The organism is Bradyrhizobium sp. Unk1, assembly GCF_059512345.1.
On record NZ_JCAMOP010000047.1, the window covers coordinates 18,661 to 34,530 of the forward strand.

General features: G+C 64.9%; 17 protein-coding genes. 3 read left to right on the plus strand and 14 right to left on the minus strand.

Features of this window, described 5'->3' with window-relative positions; genetic code table 11:
• Positions 1 to 65: 65 nt before the first annotated feature.
• The 13 genes from AC5ZFO_RS39260 to AC5ZFO_RS39320 form a co-directional block, all read right to left on the minus strand.
• Positions 66 to 2,186, minus strand: coding sequence for a sodium-translocating pyrophosphatase (locus AC5ZFO_RS39260; protein ID WP_282525130.1), 2,121 nt, complete (start codon positions 2,184 to 2,186; stop codon positions 66 to 68).
• A gap of 283 nt (positions 2,187 to 2,469) precedes the next feature.
• Entirely contained in the window at positions 2,470 to 3,078 is a 609-nt protein-coding gene (locus tag AC5ZFO_RS39265; protein WP_282525129.1) for a hypothetical protein, read from the minus strand.
• A gap of 124 nt (positions 3,079 to 3,202) precedes the next feature.
• Positions 3,203 to 4,204 carry a thiamine-phosphate kinase gene (thiL, locus tag AC5ZFO_RS39270; RefSeq protein ID WP_282525128.1) on the minus strand — a complete coding sequence of 334 codons (1,002 nt, stop codon included), beginning with the start codon at positions 4,202 to 4,204 and terminating at the stop codon, positions 3,203 to 3,205.
• Positions 4,205 to 4,357: 153 nt separating this feature from the next.
• A complete protein-coding gene (gene nusB, locus AC5ZFO_RS39275; RefSeq protein ID WP_282525127.1) occupies positions 4,358 to 4,855 on the minus strand; it encodes a transcription antitermination factor NusB in 498 nt (165 codons plus the stop codon).
• Positions 4,856 to 4,858: 3 nt separating this feature from the next.
• Positions 4,859 to 5,350 (minus strand): 6,7-dimethyl-8-ribityllumazine synthase, encoded by a 492-nt coding sequence (gene ribH, locus AC5ZFO_RS39280; protein ID WP_282525126.1) that lies wholly within the window; start codon positions 5,348 to 5,350, stop codon positions 4,859 to 4,861.
• Positions 5,351 to 5,425: 75 nt separating this feature from the next.
• Entirely contained in the window at positions 5,426 to 6,037 is a 612-nt protein-coding gene (locus AC5ZFO_RS39285; protein WP_282525125.1) for a riboflavin synthase, read from the minus strand.
• Positions 6,037 to 7,185, minus strand: a complete 1,149-nt coding sequence (ribD, locus tag AC5ZFO_RS39290; protein ID WP_282525124.1) for a bifunctional diaminohydroxyphosphoribosylaminopyrimidine deaminase/5-amino-6-(5-phosphoribosylamino)uracil reductase RibD — start codon at positions 7,183 to 7,185, stop codon at positions 6,037 to 6,039. Before ribD ends, AC5ZFO_RS39285 begins: the two co-directional genes overlap by 1 nt.
• On the minus strand, positions 7,182 to 7,664 hold the full coding sequence (gene nrdR / locus AC5ZFO_RS39295) for a transcriptional regulator NrdR (RefSeq protein WP_007603426.1): 483 nt from the start codon (positions 7,662 to 7,664) through the stop codon (positions 7,182 to 7,184). The genes ribD and nrdR overlap by 4 nt, the downstream gene beginning before the upstream one ends.
• A 16-nt stretch (positions 7,665 to 7,680) precedes the next feature.
• Complete coding sequence (gene glyA, locus AC5ZFO_RS39300) at positions 7,681 to 8,979, minus strand: serine hydroxymethyltransferase (RefSeq protein WP_028152497.1); 1,299 nt, start codon at positions 8,977 to 8,979, stop codon at positions 7,681 to 7,683.
• A 253-nt stretch (positions 8,980 to 9,232) separates the two neighbouring features.
• Positions 9,233 to 9,454, minus strand: a complete 222-nt coding sequence (locus AC5ZFO_RS39305) for a hypothetical protein (protein ID WP_074118440.1) — start codon at positions 9,452 to 9,454, stop codon at positions 9,233 to 9,235.
• 37 nt (positions 9,455 to 9,491) lie between these two features.
• A complete protein-coding gene (locus tag AC5ZFO_RS39310) occupies positions 9,492 to 9,728 on the minus strand; it encodes a hypothetical protein (protein ID WP_282525123.1) in 237 nt (78 codons plus the stop codon).
• A 199-nt stretch (positions 9,729 to 9,927) separates the two neighbouring features.
• Positions 9,928 to 10,446, minus strand: a complete 519-nt coding sequence (ldtR, locus tag AC5ZFO_RS39315; RefSeq protein WP_011087797.1) for a transcriptional regulator LdtR — start codon at positions 10,444 to 10,446, stop codon at positions 9,928 to 9,930.
• A 514-nt stretch (positions 10,447 to 10,960) separates the two neighbouring features.
• The gene (locus tag AC5ZFO_RS39320) at positions 10,961 to 11,464 is read right to left on the minus strand and encodes a DUF6163 family protein (protein ID WP_282525122.1); all 504 of its coding nucleotides are present in this window, start codon (positions 11,462 to 11,464) and stop codon (positions 10,961 to 10,963) included.
• Between the two features lie 138 nt (positions 11,465 to 11,602).
• Here AC5ZFO_RS39320 and hemB point away from each other — a divergent pair, with 138 nt between their 5' ends.
• The 3 genes from hemB (at position 11,603) to AC5ZFO_RS39335 (ending at position 14,336) form a co-directional block, all read left to right on the plus strand.
• Complete coding sequence (gene hemB, locus AC5ZFO_RS39325) at positions 11,603 to 12,664, plus strand: porphobilinogen synthase (protein ID WP_282525165.1); 1,062 nt, start codon at positions 11,603 to 11,605, stop codon at positions 12,662 to 12,664.
• A 225-nt stretch (positions 12,665 to 12,889) separates the two neighbouring features.
• Positions 12,890 to 13,429 (plus strand): RDD family protein, encoded by a 540-nt coding sequence (locus tag AC5ZFO_RS39330; protein WP_282525121.1) that lies wholly within the window; start codon positions 12,890 to 12,892, stop codon positions 13,427 to 13,429.
• A 130-nt stretch (positions 13,430 to 13,559) separates the two neighbouring features.
• A complete protein-coding gene (locus AC5ZFO_RS39335) occupies positions 13,560 to 14,336 on the plus strand; it encodes an arginyltransferase (protein ID WP_039147800.1) in 777 nt (258 codons plus the stop codon).
• A 131-nt stretch (positions 14,337 to 14,467) separates the two neighbouring features.
• Here the strand turns inward: AC5ZFO_RS39335 and AC5ZFO_RS39340 are convergent, their stop codons facing one another.
• Complete coding sequence (locus AC5ZFO_RS39340) at positions 14,468 to 15,820, minus strand: Nramp family divalent metal transporter (protein WP_282525120.1); 1,353 nt, start codon at positions 15,818 to 15,820, stop codon at positions 14,468 to 14,470.
• Between the last annotated feature and the right edge of the window lie 50 nt (positions 15,821 to 15,870).

Sequence of the window (15,870 nt, forward strand, 5' to 3'; positions counted from 1 at the left end):
CAGCCCGTCAAACAAAAACCCCGCGGCTCGCGCCGCGGGGTTTTGTCGTGTGTCGCTTACGCCGTTCAGTGCGCGAGGATCGCCAGCAGCAGCAAGGCCACGATGTTCGTGATCTTGATCATCGGGTTCACCGCCGGTCCCGCCGTATCCTTGTAGGGATCGCCGACGGTGTCGCCGGTGACGGCCGACTTGTGGGCATCACTGCCCTTGCCGCCGAAGTGACCGTCCTCGATGTACTTCTTGGCGTTGTCCCAGGCGCCGCCGCCCGAGGTCATGGAGATCGCGACGAACAGGCCCGTCACGATCACGCCGAGCAACATCGCGCCCACCGCGGAGAACGCAGCCGACTTGCCGGCCGGGCCGCCACCCGCGATCGCATAGATGACGAAGTAGACGAAGATCGGCGACAGCACCGGCAGCAGCGAGGGGATGATCATCTCCTTGATCGCCGCCTTGGTCAGCAGGTCGACCGCCTTGCCGTAATCCGGCTTGTCGGTGCCCTGCATGATGCCCGGCTTTTCGCGGAACTGCCGGCGCACCTCCTCGACGATCGCGCTTGCCGCGCGACCGACCGCAGTCATGCCCATCGCGCCGAACAGATACGGCAAGAGGCCGCCGAACAGCAGGCCGACAACCACGTAGGGGTTGTTGAGCGAGAAGTCCGGATTGACGCCGGCGAAGTACGGATGGTGCGCGGAGTCCGCAACGAAGAACTTGAGGTCCTGGTTGTAGGCCGCGAACAGCACGAGGGCACCGAGACCGGCGGAACCGATCGCGTAGCCCTTCGTCACCGCCTTGGTGGTGTTGCCGACCGCATCGAGCGCGTCGGTCGATTTGCGCACCTCCTTCGGCAGGCCCGCCATCTCGGCGATGCCGCCGGCGTTGTCGGTGACCGGGCCGAAGGCGTCGAGCGCGACGACCATGCCGGCCAGCGCCAGCATGGTGGCCGTCGCGATCGCGATGCCGAACAGGCCGGCCAGGCTGTAGGTGACCAGGATGCCGGCGATGATGACGATCGCGGGCAGCGCGGTCGCTTCCATCGAGACGGCGAGACCCTGGATCACGTTGGTGCCGTGACCGGTCACCGACGCCTGGGCGATCGACTTCACCGGCCGATAGTCGGTGCCGGTGTAGTATTCGGTGATCCAGATGATCAGCGCGGTGACGACGAGGCCGACGATGCCGCATTGGAACAGCGACATGCCGGTGTAGTCGACGCCGTCGAGCTTGCCGAAGCCGATCAGATAGTAGATCACGCCAGCGATTCCGATCAGCGACAGGATGCCGGTTGCGATCAGGCCCTTGTAGAGCGCGCCCATGATCGACTGGCTCGGCCCGAGCTTCACGAAGAAGGTGCCGATGATCGAGGTGATGATGCAGATGCCGCCGATGGCGAGCGGCAGCGTCATCATGTTCATGAGGATCGGCGTCTTGGCGAAGAAGATCGCCGCGAGCACCATGGTGGCGACCGCAGTCACCGCATAGGTCTCGAACAGGTCGGCAGCCATGCCGGCGCAGTCGCCCACGTTGTCACCAACGTTGTCGGCAATGGTGGCCGGGTTGCGCGGATCGTCCTCGGGGATGCCGGCCTCGACCTTGCCGACGAGGTCGCCGCCGACGTCCGCACCCTTGGTGAAGATGCCGCCGCCGAGACGGGCGAAGATCGAGATCAGCGAGGCACCGAAGCCGAGCGCCACCAGGGCGTCGACCACGAGACGGCTATCGGGCGCGAGTTTCAGCGAGTGCACCAGGAAGCCGAAATAGAGGGTCACGCCGAGCAGCGCGAGACCCGCCACCAGCATGCCCGTGATGGCGCCTGCCTTGAAGGCGAGCTCGAGGCCGCCGGCAAGCGACGTGGTCGCTGCCTGGGCGGTGCGCACATTGGCGCGAACCGAGACGTTCATGCCGATGAAGCCGGCCGCCCCCGACAGGATGGCGCCGATCAAGAAGCCGATGCCGACGTAGAGACCAAGGAAATAGACGAGCAGGACGAAGATGACGATGCCGACGATACCGATCGTCGTATACTGGCGCCGCAGATATGCCTGTGCGCCTTCAGCGACTGCGCCTGCAATTTCCTGCATGCGCGGTGACCCCGCATCCGCACTCAACACCGAAGACGTCGCCCAGATCGCGTAGACGATAGAAAGCACTCCGCAGAGCACTATCAACCATAATGCTGTCATGTGATTTTTGCCTCAGATCCTTGATGTACGTACCCCCGGCGCCTTTTGTTTTTCCGTCATGCGGTGGGCGCCCTTATGTTGAACAGGGCCGCCCCTCGCACGAAGGTGTGGCCCTGGTCGGTCACAAGCTTGCCAAAATCAAATTGAGGGTGCAACGCCGGATAAGGTCGAAAAAGCCGATCTCGGCAGGTATTTAGGCCAATTCTGGTGCGTTTGACCGACGGCTTGACGCAACTCCGCGAGGCGCCTCTCCGAAACCGGCGAGGCTTGGCCGCGGCCACGCCTATGCGGCCGACCTCACGGGATGGCGAGACGCTGCCGCCAGTTCCAAGGTCTGCCCGTCGGCTGTTGTACGCCGGTTGAAGATCTTGACGTCGTAGACGCCGCCATTGGGGCCAGCCTCCAGCGTCACCGAAACGGCCTGCTCGGGCTTGAGGATGCCGAGCGGCACATCCTGGTCGGGCAGGATGAGCGTCCCCTGCTCATTGACCAACACCACGACAAGATGGCCTTTCGCCATGTTGGCCTTCGACAACCCGCGCAACTGGCCGTGATAAGGCTCCCGGGTCCAGGCCGATGGCAGGCCGGGATCGACCACGACATGAATGTTGTTAGTCCCGGGATGCAAGGTGAGCACCATCTTCGACTGATCCGGCTTCCATTGCATGGACATCGACGGCATGGTTTTCCAGAGACAATTGAACGCGGCGCACTCGTCCGGCAGATTGTCGTGGATCGTGCAACCCCGGCCGGGCTTGCAATGCGAGCACCATTTGCCAGCGGCCTTGCCGAGCTCGACCACGTTGTAGACCTTGCAACAGAGCGTGCAGCTTCCGCACTCCCTCAAGGGAACAGTTCGCGCCTCGCTCAAACTCGAAACGGCCGCCGTCATCGAATCACGTCCATTGGCTGCTTTGGTGGCTATGGCGCTGATACAGCCGCTTGCTGTCGCCAGGGTTGCGCCAACCGGCGACCGGGAAAGGCCGGGACAGATCGGGGTTCGGGCGGATTTGAATTCAGAAGTGGCTGTAAGACAGGCGCCTCAAGGCCAGTTCCTGGCCTCGCCCGTCCAAAAAGCGCGGCCGCTCATGGCCCGCGACGATCGTACCGATCGCCGTGACAGCCACACCCGCCGCCTGCCCCGCGGCAATCAGCGCATCGCTTTGCCCCGGCGGCACGGTGCACAGCACCTCGTAATCGTCGCCCCCGGCGAGCAGCGTCTCAACGCAAACGACGTTGCCCGCGATCAGGCCAGCCGCAGCAGCCGAGAGCGGCACGTTCGCGACGTCAACCGTGGCCGAGACGCCGGATGCCGCACAGAGTTTCGTCAGATCGCCGGCCAGGCCGTCGGAGACATCCATCGCGGCCGTCGCGTGGTCCCTCACGGCCTGCGCCAGCACATTGCGCGGCTGCGGCACGCGATAGCGCGAGACCAGCATCTCCTTCGCCTGCGGTTCGGACGCGAGCGCCCCGGCCGCGGCGCCGCCTGTGAGCACGTCGAGGCCGAGCGCGGCGTCTCCGATCGTTCCCGTCACCAGGATGCTGTCGCCCGGCCGCGCGCCGGTACGGCCGACCATCCGTCCCTTCGGCACGCGGCCGAAGGCGGTGATCGAGATCATCTGCGGCCCCGGCGTCGACACCGTGTCGCCGCCAAGCAGCGGGCACGCGAAAGTCCTGCTGTCCTCGCCGAGCGCATCGGCGAACGGCCTGAGCCAGGCATCCTCCTTGCTGCGCAGCGCCAGCGTCAGCACGAAGCCGGCGGGCACCGCGCCTTTGGCGGCGAGATCCGACAGGTTCACCCGCAGTGCCTTGCGGGCGATGGTGCCCGGTGGATCAGTGGTCAGATAATGCACGCCCTCGACGACGGCGTCGGTGGTGACGACGATGTCGTCGCCGGACGAGGACAGGACCGCGGCATCGTCGACCAGCCCGAACGCGCCGGGGTCAGTCGCCAGCGGCTTGAAATAGCGCGCGATGAGGGAGTCTTCGGCGGAGCCCTGATCGTCGTTCTGCGTCACGATAGCAGACCCGTCATCCTGAGGTGCGAGCCCTTGCGAGCCTCGAAGGATGCACGGCCGAGCAGCACCTCAGCGGCACGCCGTCGTCCTTCGAGGCCTCCGCTTCGCTCCGGCACCTCAGGATGACGGCTACGGCGGAAGTCATCGTCTCAATTAGCCCCGCCCGAACTCGTCGCCGCGGAACTGGCGACCGATCTGGTCGAGCACGGCGTTGACCATGCCGGTCTCCTCGCGGTCGACGAAGGCGTTCGCGACGTCGACATATTCCGACACGACGACGCGGCCCGGCACGTCCTTGCGATGCTGGAGCTCATAGGCCCCTGCCCGCAGTACCGCGCGCAGGATGGCCTCGATCCGCTTCAGCGGCCAGCCCTTCGACAGCGCCTCGTCGATCAGGGGATCGAGCATCTTCTGGTCGCGCACGACGCCGGAGACCACGTCGCGAAAGAAGGCCGCTTCCGCCGGCAGGTAAGTATCGCCCTCGACCTCGTTGCCGAGCCAGTGGCTCTCGAACTCCGCAAAGATGTCGTTGATGCCAGCGCCGGCAATGTCCATCTGATACAGCGCCTGCACGGCCGCGAGCCGCGCCGCACCGCGCCGGTTCGCTTTCTTCTCGGTGCCGACAGGCGGTTTTTTGCTGTTGTCAGCCATCGCTCAGGCCCGCGCCAGGCGGCGCTTGATGCGCAGCATCGCGATCGCGGCGCGCGCGGCATCGCCGCCCTTGTTGAGCTCGCTGGCGCGCGCCCGCGCCCAGGCCTGCGCCTCGGTGTTGACGGTGAGGATGCCGTTGCCCAGCGGTAGCTTTCGCGAAACCGCAAGATCCATCAGCGCGCGCGAGGATTCCTGCGAGACGATCTCGAAATGGATGGTATCGCCGCGGATCACGCAGCCGAGCGCGATCACCGCGTCATAGGGCTTGCCGTTCGCCGCCGCGGCATCGATCGCGATGGCGACCGCCGCCGGGATTTCCAGTGCTCCTGGAACCGTGATCACGTCATGCGTCAGACCGGCCGCCTTCAGCTCGGTCACCGCGCCGTCCAGAAGCGCATCCTGGAGATCGTCATAGAACCGTGCCTCGACAATCAGCGCGCGTGCGCCGGAAATGTCGGTCTGGTCCTTCAGGGGTGCGCGCCGCGCGTCTGCCATCGTCTAAATCCGTTTAGTTAAGTCGTCTCTTGGGTCGGCGCGTTATGTAGTCGCCGCGAGCGGGTAAGCCAAGTTTTAAACCGTCATTTCGGTCAGCCGCGCTGCATAGCGGGCCATCAGGTCGACCTCGATATTGACCTCGGCGCCCGCTTTCCAGCCGCCGATCGTCGTGACCGTCAGCGTATGCGGGATGATCAGCACCGAAAAGGTCACGTCTCTCACCGTATTGACCGTCAGGGACACGCCGTCGAGCGTGATCGAGCCCTTGGTGGCGATGAATCGCGCGAGCTCCCGCGTGGTCGCGAGCTCGAACCGCGCCATATCAGGCAGGTCCTCGCGACTGACGAGGGTGGCGACACCATCGGCATGGCCGGCGACGATATGGCCGCCGAGCTCGTCGCCGATCTTGAGCGCACGCTCGAGATTGAGCCTCGTGCCGACCTTCCAGTGCTTTGCAGTTGTCAGCGCCAGCGTCTCGGCGGCGGCATCGACGTCGAACCAGGTTCTGCCGCCTTCGACGCCGGAAGCAACGACCGTCAGGCAGACGCCGCTGCAGGCGATCGAGGCACCATCGGCGATGGTGGTCTGATCGTAGCGGCAAGCGATGCGCAGCCTGTGCAACTGGCCCTGCGCTGTCGGCGTGAAGCCGACGATCTCGCCGATATCGGTGACAATGCCAGTGAACATTACGAGCGCTCGTAGATGGTGAGAGTATCCTTGCCGAATGTCTCGCTAGCATGAACCTTATAGGCCCGCGACTGCGTGATTTTCGACAGGGGCAATGCATCGAGCGCATCGACGCCGCCCGGGCCGACCTCTTCCGCTCCGCGGAACAGCCAGATCTCGTCGGCGAGGTCGGCCGCGACGAAGGACGCCGCGACACGGCTGCCGCCCTCGACCATCAGCCGCGTGATGCCTTTCTCCGCCAGCACATGCAGCACGGCCGAAAGATCAAGCCCGGAAGCGTTTCCCGGCGGTACGCGGATGATCTGAGCGCCGGCCGCTCCGAGCCGCGTGGCGGCGGCAGCTTCCGCAAGCTCGGAGCCGATCACCCAGAGCGGCGTCTCCCGCGCGGAACGACCAAGCTGGCTCGCGGCCGGAATGCGCAGATTCTGGTCGAGCACGACGCGTATGGGAGAACGTGCTTCCATGCCCGGCAGGCGACAATTCAGCTGCGGATCATCTGCCAGCACCGTGCCGATGCCGACCAGGATGGCGTCGCTCTGGGCGCGGAGCAGATGCACACGATTGCGCACGGCCTCGCCCGTGATCGCAAGCGGCTTGCCGCCAGCCGCACCGATCTTGCCGTCAGGCGAGACCGCGAGCTTCAGGATCACATGCGGGCGCTTGTCACGGATGCGGCGGAAATGCCCGGCGTGGTCGAACGCGGCCTCCGCCGCGCACAGACCCACATCCACATTGATGCCGGCGGCGCGCAAGCGCGCATGACCCTGACCCGCGACTTCCGGATTGGGATCCTCGATCGCCGCGACCACCCGCGTGATGCCGGCGGCGATCACCGCGTCTGCGCAAGGCGGCGACTTGCCGAAATGCGAGCACGGCTCAAGCGTGACATAAAGCGTGGCGCCGCGCGCGGCCTCGCCGGCCCGGCGCAGCGCTTCGGGCTCGCCATGCGGCCGCCCGCCTGGCTGTGTCCAGCCGCGGCCGATGATGACCCCGTCCTTCACGATGACAGCGCCCACGGCAGGATTGGGCCAGGTGCGCCCCTGCCCGCGCTTACCCAGCGCCAGCGCAAGCTGCATGAAGCGGCGATCGGCGTCCTTGGACTCGCGGGCCTTCTGCGCGAACTGATCCTCCAGGATCCGGAAGATCATTTGCGGATCGCGGCGAGCCGCGCTTCCTCCTCACCGGAGAGCTCGCCGAGCACGTCGGCGAAATCCTTGGCCTCGCGGAAATTGCGATAGACCGAGGCAAAGCGCACATAGGCGACGTCGTCGAGCGTGCGCAGATGCTCCATCACGGTCTCGCCGATCACCTCGGAGGAGATCTCGGCCTCGCCGCCGGTCTCGAGCTCGCGGACGATGGTGGAGACCATCTTCTCGACCCGCTCCGGCTCGACCTGCCGCTTGCGCAAAGAGATCGACACCGAGCGCATCAGCTTGTCGCGGTCGAACGGCACGCGGCGGCCGTTGCGCTTGATCACCGTGAGCTCGCGCAACTGCACGCGCTCGAAAGTGGTGAAGCGGAAATTGCAGGCGACGCACACGCGCCGCCTGCGGATCACGGAAGAATCCTCGGTCGGACGCGAGTCCTTTACCTGCGTATCGAGACTGTTGCAGTTCGGGCAGCGCATCCGTGTACCCTAGACCTTACTGATAGATCGGGAACCGATCGGTGAGTGCCTTGACCCGCTCCTTGATCGCGGCTTCGACCAGCGGCGCCTTGCCGTCGTCGGACTGCGCGATCGCGTTGAGGACTTCGGCGATCATGCCGCCCACCTGCTGGAATTCGGCGACGCCGAAGCCGCGGGTCGTCGCCGCCGGGGTGCCGAGACGCAGGCCCGAGGTGACGAAGGGCTTTTCGGGGTCGAACGGAATGCCGTTCTTGTTGCAGGTGATGGCGGCGCGGACCAGCGCCTTCTCCGAGACGTTGCCCTTCAGGCCCTTCGGCCTGAGGTCGACCAGCATCAGATGGTTATCGGTGCCGCCGGAGACAATATCGAACCCGTGGCTCTTCATCGCCTCGGCCAGCGCCTTGGCGTTCTCGACGACGTTCTTCGCATAGATCTTGAAGTCCGGACGCAGCGCCTCGCCGAAGGCAACCGCCTTCGCCGCGATCACATGCATCAAGGGGCCGCCCTGCAGACCCGGGAAGATCGCCGAGTTGAGCTTCTTGGCGAGCGCCTCGTCGTTCGAGAGGATCAGGCCGCCGCGCGGACCGCGCAGCGACTTGTGCGTGGTGGTGGTGGTGACGTGGGCATACGGCACGGGCGAGGCATGCACGCCGCCGGCGACGAGACCGGCGAAGTGCGCCATGTCGACCAGGAGGTACGCGCCGACGCTGTCCGCGATCTCGCGAAAGCGCTTGAAGTCCCAGGCGCGCGAATAGGCCGAGCCGCCGGCGACGATCAGCTTGGGCTTGACCTCTTCGGCCTGCTTGGCGACCGCGTCCATGTCGATGATCTGGTCCTCGCGGCGCACGGTGTAGTGCGCGGCCTTGAACCACTTGCCGCTCATGTTGACGGGCGAGCCGTGAGTGAGATGGCCGCCGGCCGCGAGGTCGAGGCCCATGAAGGTGTCACCGGGCTGCAGCAGCGCCAGGAACACGGCCTGGTTCATCTGGCTGCCGGAGTTCGGCTGCACATTGGCGAAGTTGGCGCCGAACAGCTTCTTGGCGCGATCGATCGCGAGGTTCTCGGCGACGTCGACCCACTCACAACCGCCATAGTAGCGCGCGCCCGGATAACCCTCTGCGTACTTGTTGGTCATCACCGAACCCTGCGCTTCCAGCACGGCACGGCTGACGATGTTCTCGGAGGCGATCAGCTCGACCTCATGGCGCTGCCGGCCGAGCTCGCCCTTGATGGCGGCGGCGATTTCCGGGTCGGCCTGGTCGAGCGAGGCGGTGAAAAACGAGTCGGGCGCGGAGGCGGTTCTGGCTGAGGTCATCTTGCGAATATCTCCACCGCCGCAGCCTTTTGGCGGGCTACGGGCGGTCTGGTGTGGCGATCGGAAGCGGCGAGCGCGATCTACCACATCACCCGCCCCCGGCCAAGTATTTGCGGGTCGGGCCTGATATTTATGCAAGATATGGTGGGGATGGAAGGATCCGGGCGAGAGGACGGCTTCTGAACCGTCCGACTCGATAAGTCCTGAAGGGTCCGATTTGGACCTTAAAATCCGTGCCGGCCGGACCGGCCCCCTACAACCCGGTATACCCCGCCTTCACCGGGTCCACGCTGCCGTCGAGCTGGCGCAGATAGGTCAGTCCGCAGACCGTCAACCTGTGGGGGTCCTTCTCGCCGGCTTCCATCAGGGTATTGAGGTAGTTCGTGACCTTGACGCGGGCCTCCTCGCTGGCCGCCGCCGTGCGATTGGCGAGCAGGTCATAGGTCTGCATGATCCGGTCGATGGCAGCTTCCATGTCACCCTCTGGTTCTGTCGAATTTTGGGAGTCTTGATCAGGCAACCGCGCGAGACCCGGACTGGGCCTCGAACCGGCCAATGGCCTTGTTGGCGAGCCTGATCTTGTTGAATTCGCCGTGCTGGAGCAGCTTGATGACGATCTCGAGCAGGCGTTCGTTGGTGACCAGCGTGTCGGGAATCGCGCCGGAGCGGCGGAGATAATTCGCGGCGATGGCATAGGCATCGCTCACGAGTTCGACGTTCATTGCCTGAAGCCCGCGCTCGACCAGCATCGCATCCTCCGATCCGCAGTAACAACTGCGGTGCGGGGAACTGGTTCCGCCCGGCCGGGTAATTATTTCGCAGTCGCGAAACGACAAAACGCACCGGTCCGGGCAGAGCCGGGCCGGCGCGCTTGGGGAGGTCAGGCACGTTCGGGAGGCTTGCCGGTCTTGTTGTGGGCCGGCTTGGCCAAGTCCCGTCGTAAAGAACTCAGAGACGATACAGGATCTGGTCGGTCCAGAACCGCTCGAGGCGGTGCAGCGACTTGTTGAGGGTCGAGAACTCCTCGCCCGAGATGCCGCCGACCTGCTCCACCGTCTTGACGTGCTTCTGGTAGAGGGAGTCGACGATGCGGCGGACTTCCTGGCCCTGCGGGGTCAAGCGGATGCGCACCGAGCGGCGATCGACGCGCGAGCGCTGATGATCGAGGAAGCCGAGCTCGACGAGCTTCTTCAGATTGTAGGAGACGTTGGAGCCGAGATAGTAACCGCGCGTGCGCAGCTCGCCCGCGGTCAGCTCCTTGTCGCCGATGTTGTAAAGCAGCAGCGCCTGCACCGAGTTGATGTCCGCACGGCCGCGGCGATCGAACTCGTCCTTGATGACGTCGAGGAGCCGGCGATGCAGCCGCTCCACCAGAGTCAAAGCTTCCAGATAGAGCGACTGCACCGAACCCTGCTGGCCGGAGACGCGCTCTGCGGTATCTGCCGCAGTTGCGACGGCTTTCATCATGACACTTCCCCTGTTGTCGTTTTTATCGACACTTATTCGACGAAACTTGTGCTCCGTCTGATAGGTGCAACTTAAGAGGGGCGTTTGAAGATCGGCTTAAATAAGAGAATAAAGAGATCATGAATTTAAGACAGTGAATTGCGGATTAAGCCTGTGTCACAAGGGCTTTTCGCAACCGTCTGTTGACCCTCGCAAGGTCCTGTTCACCCTCCGTCCGCGACCTCTGTCGCATTCCAGTACAGGGCCGCCCCGTTTCGAAACGGGCGCGTAAGAGCTGTGGCGGGATGCACGGAGTCAATGAAAAGTTACCTCGAATTTTAGGCAACCAGCGGTCAACCAAGCCACGACTTCGGAAATGCCGCTCTCGTGTCCCGGACAAGCGAAGCGCAGATCCGGGGACCCAGAAAAGCCAAAAGCGAAATTGCGGCGTGATGGGCCCCGGCTCTGCAGCGCATCACTACGTGCTGCGCTGCGTCCGGGGCACGAGAGAGTGTACGTTGAAATCGACTGCGCGCTACGGCGGCCGCTCGCGCGCAGCCATCCAGGCGAGTGCGAGATAGGCGGCGAGCATGAAGGCTTCGACGCCGACGACGACCAGGCTGCCGCCGTAGATGCCCGGGAACATCAGTTCGATCACCGCCATCGACACCACGGTCGTCAGCCACACCACCGCGCCCCAGGGCGTCGCGAGCCAGAGGCCGACCGCGGCAACGAGCTCGATCACGGCGAAATAGACCGTGGCGGCCTGCCAGGCCATCGACTGGTTCTCGAACGCCTCGTCCTCGCCGCCGACGAAGCCGGTGACCTGGGCCCAGTGATAGAGGCCCTTCAGAATCGACAGCAGCGCCATCACGCGCAGGAACAGCACGAGCCGGCGCGTCCAGACATTGTCGTCGGACTCGGGGCGCTCTGACGAGATCGCCGCCACCGACATCGCGTTGTCTCTGGCGTTGTCTCTGGCGGCGTCCCTGGCACTGGCGCCGTCGCGGGCCGCATCGCGGGTGGAGATTTCGGACATGGTCCCCTTCTGGCTGCTTCGCCCCGCAAAATCAATCGGCTGCCCGCGTGACCTCAATTTTGCCTTGCGGCAGGTCAAGCCGCGGTGGCGGGAACCATGCGAGCTGGTATAAGAATAATTCCAGCCGGAGGAAGAATGATGGCGATCAAGTACGGACGTCCGATCGAATTGCGCGAGGTTTCGCGCCGGGATGGCGCTGCAGCCTCCCCTGCCCTCGATCTGACCGTCCGCCCGCGCCGCAACCGCAAGGCCGAATGGGCCCGGCGCATGGTGCGCGAGAACGTGCTCACCACCGACGATTTGATCTGGCCGCTGTTCCTGATCGACGGCAACAACAAGCGCGAGCAGATCGCCTCGATGCCGGGCGTCGATCGCCTCAGCGTCGACCAGGCCGTGCGCGAGGCCGAGCGCGCCATGAAGCTCACCATCCCCTGCCTCGCGCTGTTTCCCTACACCGACCCGTCCCTGCGCGACGAGGAAGGCTCCGAGGCGACCAATCCGAACAACCTGGTCTGCCAGGCGGTGCGCGCGATCAAGAAAGAGTTTCCCGACATCGGCATCCTCTGCGACGTCGCGCTCGATCCCTTCACCAGCCACGGCCATGACGGGCTGATCTCCGACGGCAAGATCTTGAACGACGAGACGGTCGCGGTGCTGGTGCGTCAGGCGCTGGTCCAGGCCGAAGCCGGCTGCGACATCATCGCGCCCTCCGACATGATGGACGGCCGCGTCGCCGCGATCCGCGAGGGGCTGGACCGCTCAGGTCTGCTCGATGTGCAGATCATGGCCTATGCGGCCAAATACGCCTCCGCCTTCTACGGCCCGTTCCGCGACGCCATCGGTTCGGCCAAGACGCTCACCGGCGACAAGCGCACCTACCAGATGGACAGCGCCAACACCGACGAAGCGCTGCGCGAGGTCGACCTCGACATCTCCGAGGGCGCCGACATGGTGATGGTGAAGCCCGGCATGCCCTATCTCGACGTGGTCCGGCGCGTGAAGGACACTTTTGCGATGCCGACCTTCGCCTACCAGGTCTCCGGCGAATACGCGATGATCGCAGCGGCCGCCAACAATGGCTGGCTCGACGGCGAGCGCGCGATGATGGAAAGCCTGTTGGCGTTCAAGCGCGCCGGCGCCGACGGCGTGCTCAGCTATTTTGCGCCGAAGGTGGCGGAGAAGCTGCGGAGCCAAACGTAAGGCATCGTTGGGTAGGCAAAGCGGCGCGCGCCCACTATCCCAGCCAGTGATCCCGGAACGATGGTGGGCACGGCGCCACGCGCCTTTGGCCACCCTGCGGCACGGCTCGGTCCGCCGCCCCCGAATTGCCGGAATATTTCGGCTTGCTGACGCCCGCGCACCCTTGGCACGGGGATGGCTTGTTCCCATGTCCTGCCACGGGAGTTTCCCTTGGGAGAACGGACCATGTCGTATTCGGACTCGGGCAATGCCTGGCGCAATGACGGCGCTGCGCAACCGCACGCCTACGATCCCTATCTGCACCCGGAATTGTTCCGTGGCGTGGCGACGCGGCGGGCGTTCGCCTTCCTGATCGACATGGTCGTGATCTCCGTTCCCGTGATCCTCGGCTACGTCTTCATCGCGCTGTTTGGCATCGTCACGCTCGGCATCGGCTGGGCGCTGTTCTGGCTGGCTTGGCCGGCCTCCGTTGTTTGGGCCATCGTCTATTACGGTGCCTGCATCGGCGGTCCGTCGTCCGCGACGATCGGCATGCGCCTGATGGATCTGGAGCTGCGCACCTGGTACGGCGCGCCCGGCTATTTCGTGCTCGGCGCCACCCATGCCGTGCTGTTCTGGGTGACGGTCTCGTTCCTGACACCTTTCGTGGTGCTGGTTGGGCTGTTCAACGGCCGTCGGCGCCTGCTGCATGATGTCGTGCTGGGAACGGTCGTGATCAACAATTCCGTCCGCGCGCCCGTTCCGCAGGCCGCAAGGACCTACTGAGAGCCTGATGATCAAGAACCTATCAACCAGGACCGACTAAACTGACTGATCTGACCTGCCGCGTAGACCGATTGACCGGGGGGCTTCGTAGCGCGATGCTGATGCCCACTTTGGAGGCCCACGACGTCCCTTGACCCAGCACTCGCGCGACACCCCCCAATTTTACCTCACGGCGCCCTCTCCCTGCCCGTATCTGCCGGGCCGGCACGAGCGCAAGGTGTTTACGCACCTCGTGGGGGAGCGCGCGGGCGACCTCAACGACCTCCTGACCCATGGCGGGTTCCGCCGCAGCCAGTCGATCGCCTACCGGCCGGCCTGTGACCAGTGCCGCGCCTGCGTCTCGGTCAGGGTGATCGCCAACGAGTTCCGCCCCTCCCGCAACTTCCGAAAAGTCATCGCGCGCAACGCCGACATCATCGGCGAGCAGCGCAGTGCCGTGCCGACCTCCGAGCAATATTCGGTGTTCCGCGCCTATCTCGACTCCCGCCACCGCCATGGCGGCATGGCCGACATGACCGTGCTCGACTACGCCATGATGGTCGAGGACAGCCATGTCGAGACCCGCATCATCGAGTACCGCAAGCGCGGCCCTGACAGCGGCATCACCGGCCGCGGCGAGGAGCTGATCGCGGTGGCGCTGACCGACGTGCTCAGCGACGGCCTGTCGATGGTCTATTCGTTCTTCGAGCCGAGCCAGGTCAGCCGCTCGATGGGCACCTTCATGATCCTCGACCACATCGCCCGCGCCCGCCGCCAGGGGCTGCCTTACGTCTATCTCGGCTACTGGATCGAGGGCTCGAAGAAGATGGACTACAAGGCCCGCTTCCTGCCGCAGCAGCGCCTCGCGCCGTCGGGCTGGCTGCGCATCGATGCGCAAGGTGACGCGACGTCAGAGCCGCAGGATTAGCTCGCTGTCATGCCCCGGCCTTGACCGGGGCATCCAGTACGCCGCGGCTTCTAGGCTCAATCACAACCGTCTCTGGAATACTGGGTCGCCCGGTCAAGCCGGGCGACGACGGCGGTGTGTTGGGCGAACACTCACCCGAACAGCGTGTCCACCAGCAGCTTCACGTTCAGGATCACGATGATGCCCGCGACGATCCAAGCGACCGCGGCGACGTATGGCGGTATCGCGAACTTCCCCATCTTGCGGCGGTCGGAGACGAAGCGCACCAGCGGGATGACGGCGAAGGGCAGTTGCATCGACAGCACGACCTGGCTGAACACCAGCAGATCGGCCGTGCCGCGTTCGCCATAGATCGCGGTGACGACGATCACCGGAACGATGGCGATGCCTCGCGTGAGCAAACGGCGCGCCCAGCTCGGCAGGCGCAGGTCGAGAAAGCCCTCCATCACGATCTGCCCGGCGAGCGTCGCGGTCACCGTCGAGTTCAGGCCAGAGGCGAGCAGCGCAATCGCAAATAGCGTCGAGGCGATACCGAGGCCGAGCAGCGGCGACAACAGCTCGAAAGCCTGGCCGATTTCGGCGACGTCGGAATGGCCGCTCTTGTGGAAGGTCGCGGCCGCCACGACGAGGATCGCGGCATTGATGAACAGGGCCAGCATCAGGGCGATGGTCGAGTCCGTCGTCGCCCATTTGATCGCTTCGCGCCGTCCGGTGTCGTTGCGCTCATAGGCGCGCGTCTGCACGATCGAGGAGTGCAGATAGAGATTATGCGGCATCACGGTCGCGCCGATGATGCCGATCGCGATGTAGAGCATTTCCGGATTGGTGAAGATCTCGGTCTTCGGCATAAAACCGTGCAGGACTTCCGCCACCGGGGGCGCCGCGGCTACGATCTGGACCACGAAGCAGACCGCGATCACGACAAGCATCGCGATGACGAAGGCTTCGAGAAAGCGAAAGCCGCGGTTCATCAGGAGCAGCAGCAGGAATGCATCGAGCGCGGCAAGCAGCGCGCCGCCGATCAGGGGAATGCCGAACAGCAGTTTGAGTGCAATCGCTGTGCCGATGACCTCGGCGAGATCGCAGGCGATGATCGCCGCCTCACAGGCGAGCCAGAGCAGGAAGTTCACCGCCGGCGAATAGGTCGCGCGGCAGGCCTGCGCGAGGTCGCGGTCGGTGACGATGCCGAGCCGCGCCGCCAGCGACTGGAGCAGGATCGCCATCAAATTCGAGAGCAGGATGACCGAAAGCAGCGTGTAGCCGAACCTCGACCCACCGGCGAGGTCGGTCGCCCAGTTGCCGGGGTCCATGTAGCCGACCGAGACCAGATAGCCGGGGCCGACAAAGGCGAGCAGCCGCCGCCACCACACCCCCGCCGTGGGGATGGCGACGGAGGCATTCACCTCGGCGAGGCTCTTGGTAGCAGGCGCATCAGTGCGCCAGCCGGCGGCATCTCGGGTCAAATCGGGGGAGCGGGCATCCATAGCAGCAGAATACCGAAGTCGAAGCTTATTGCAACTCATTTGCAACTGCA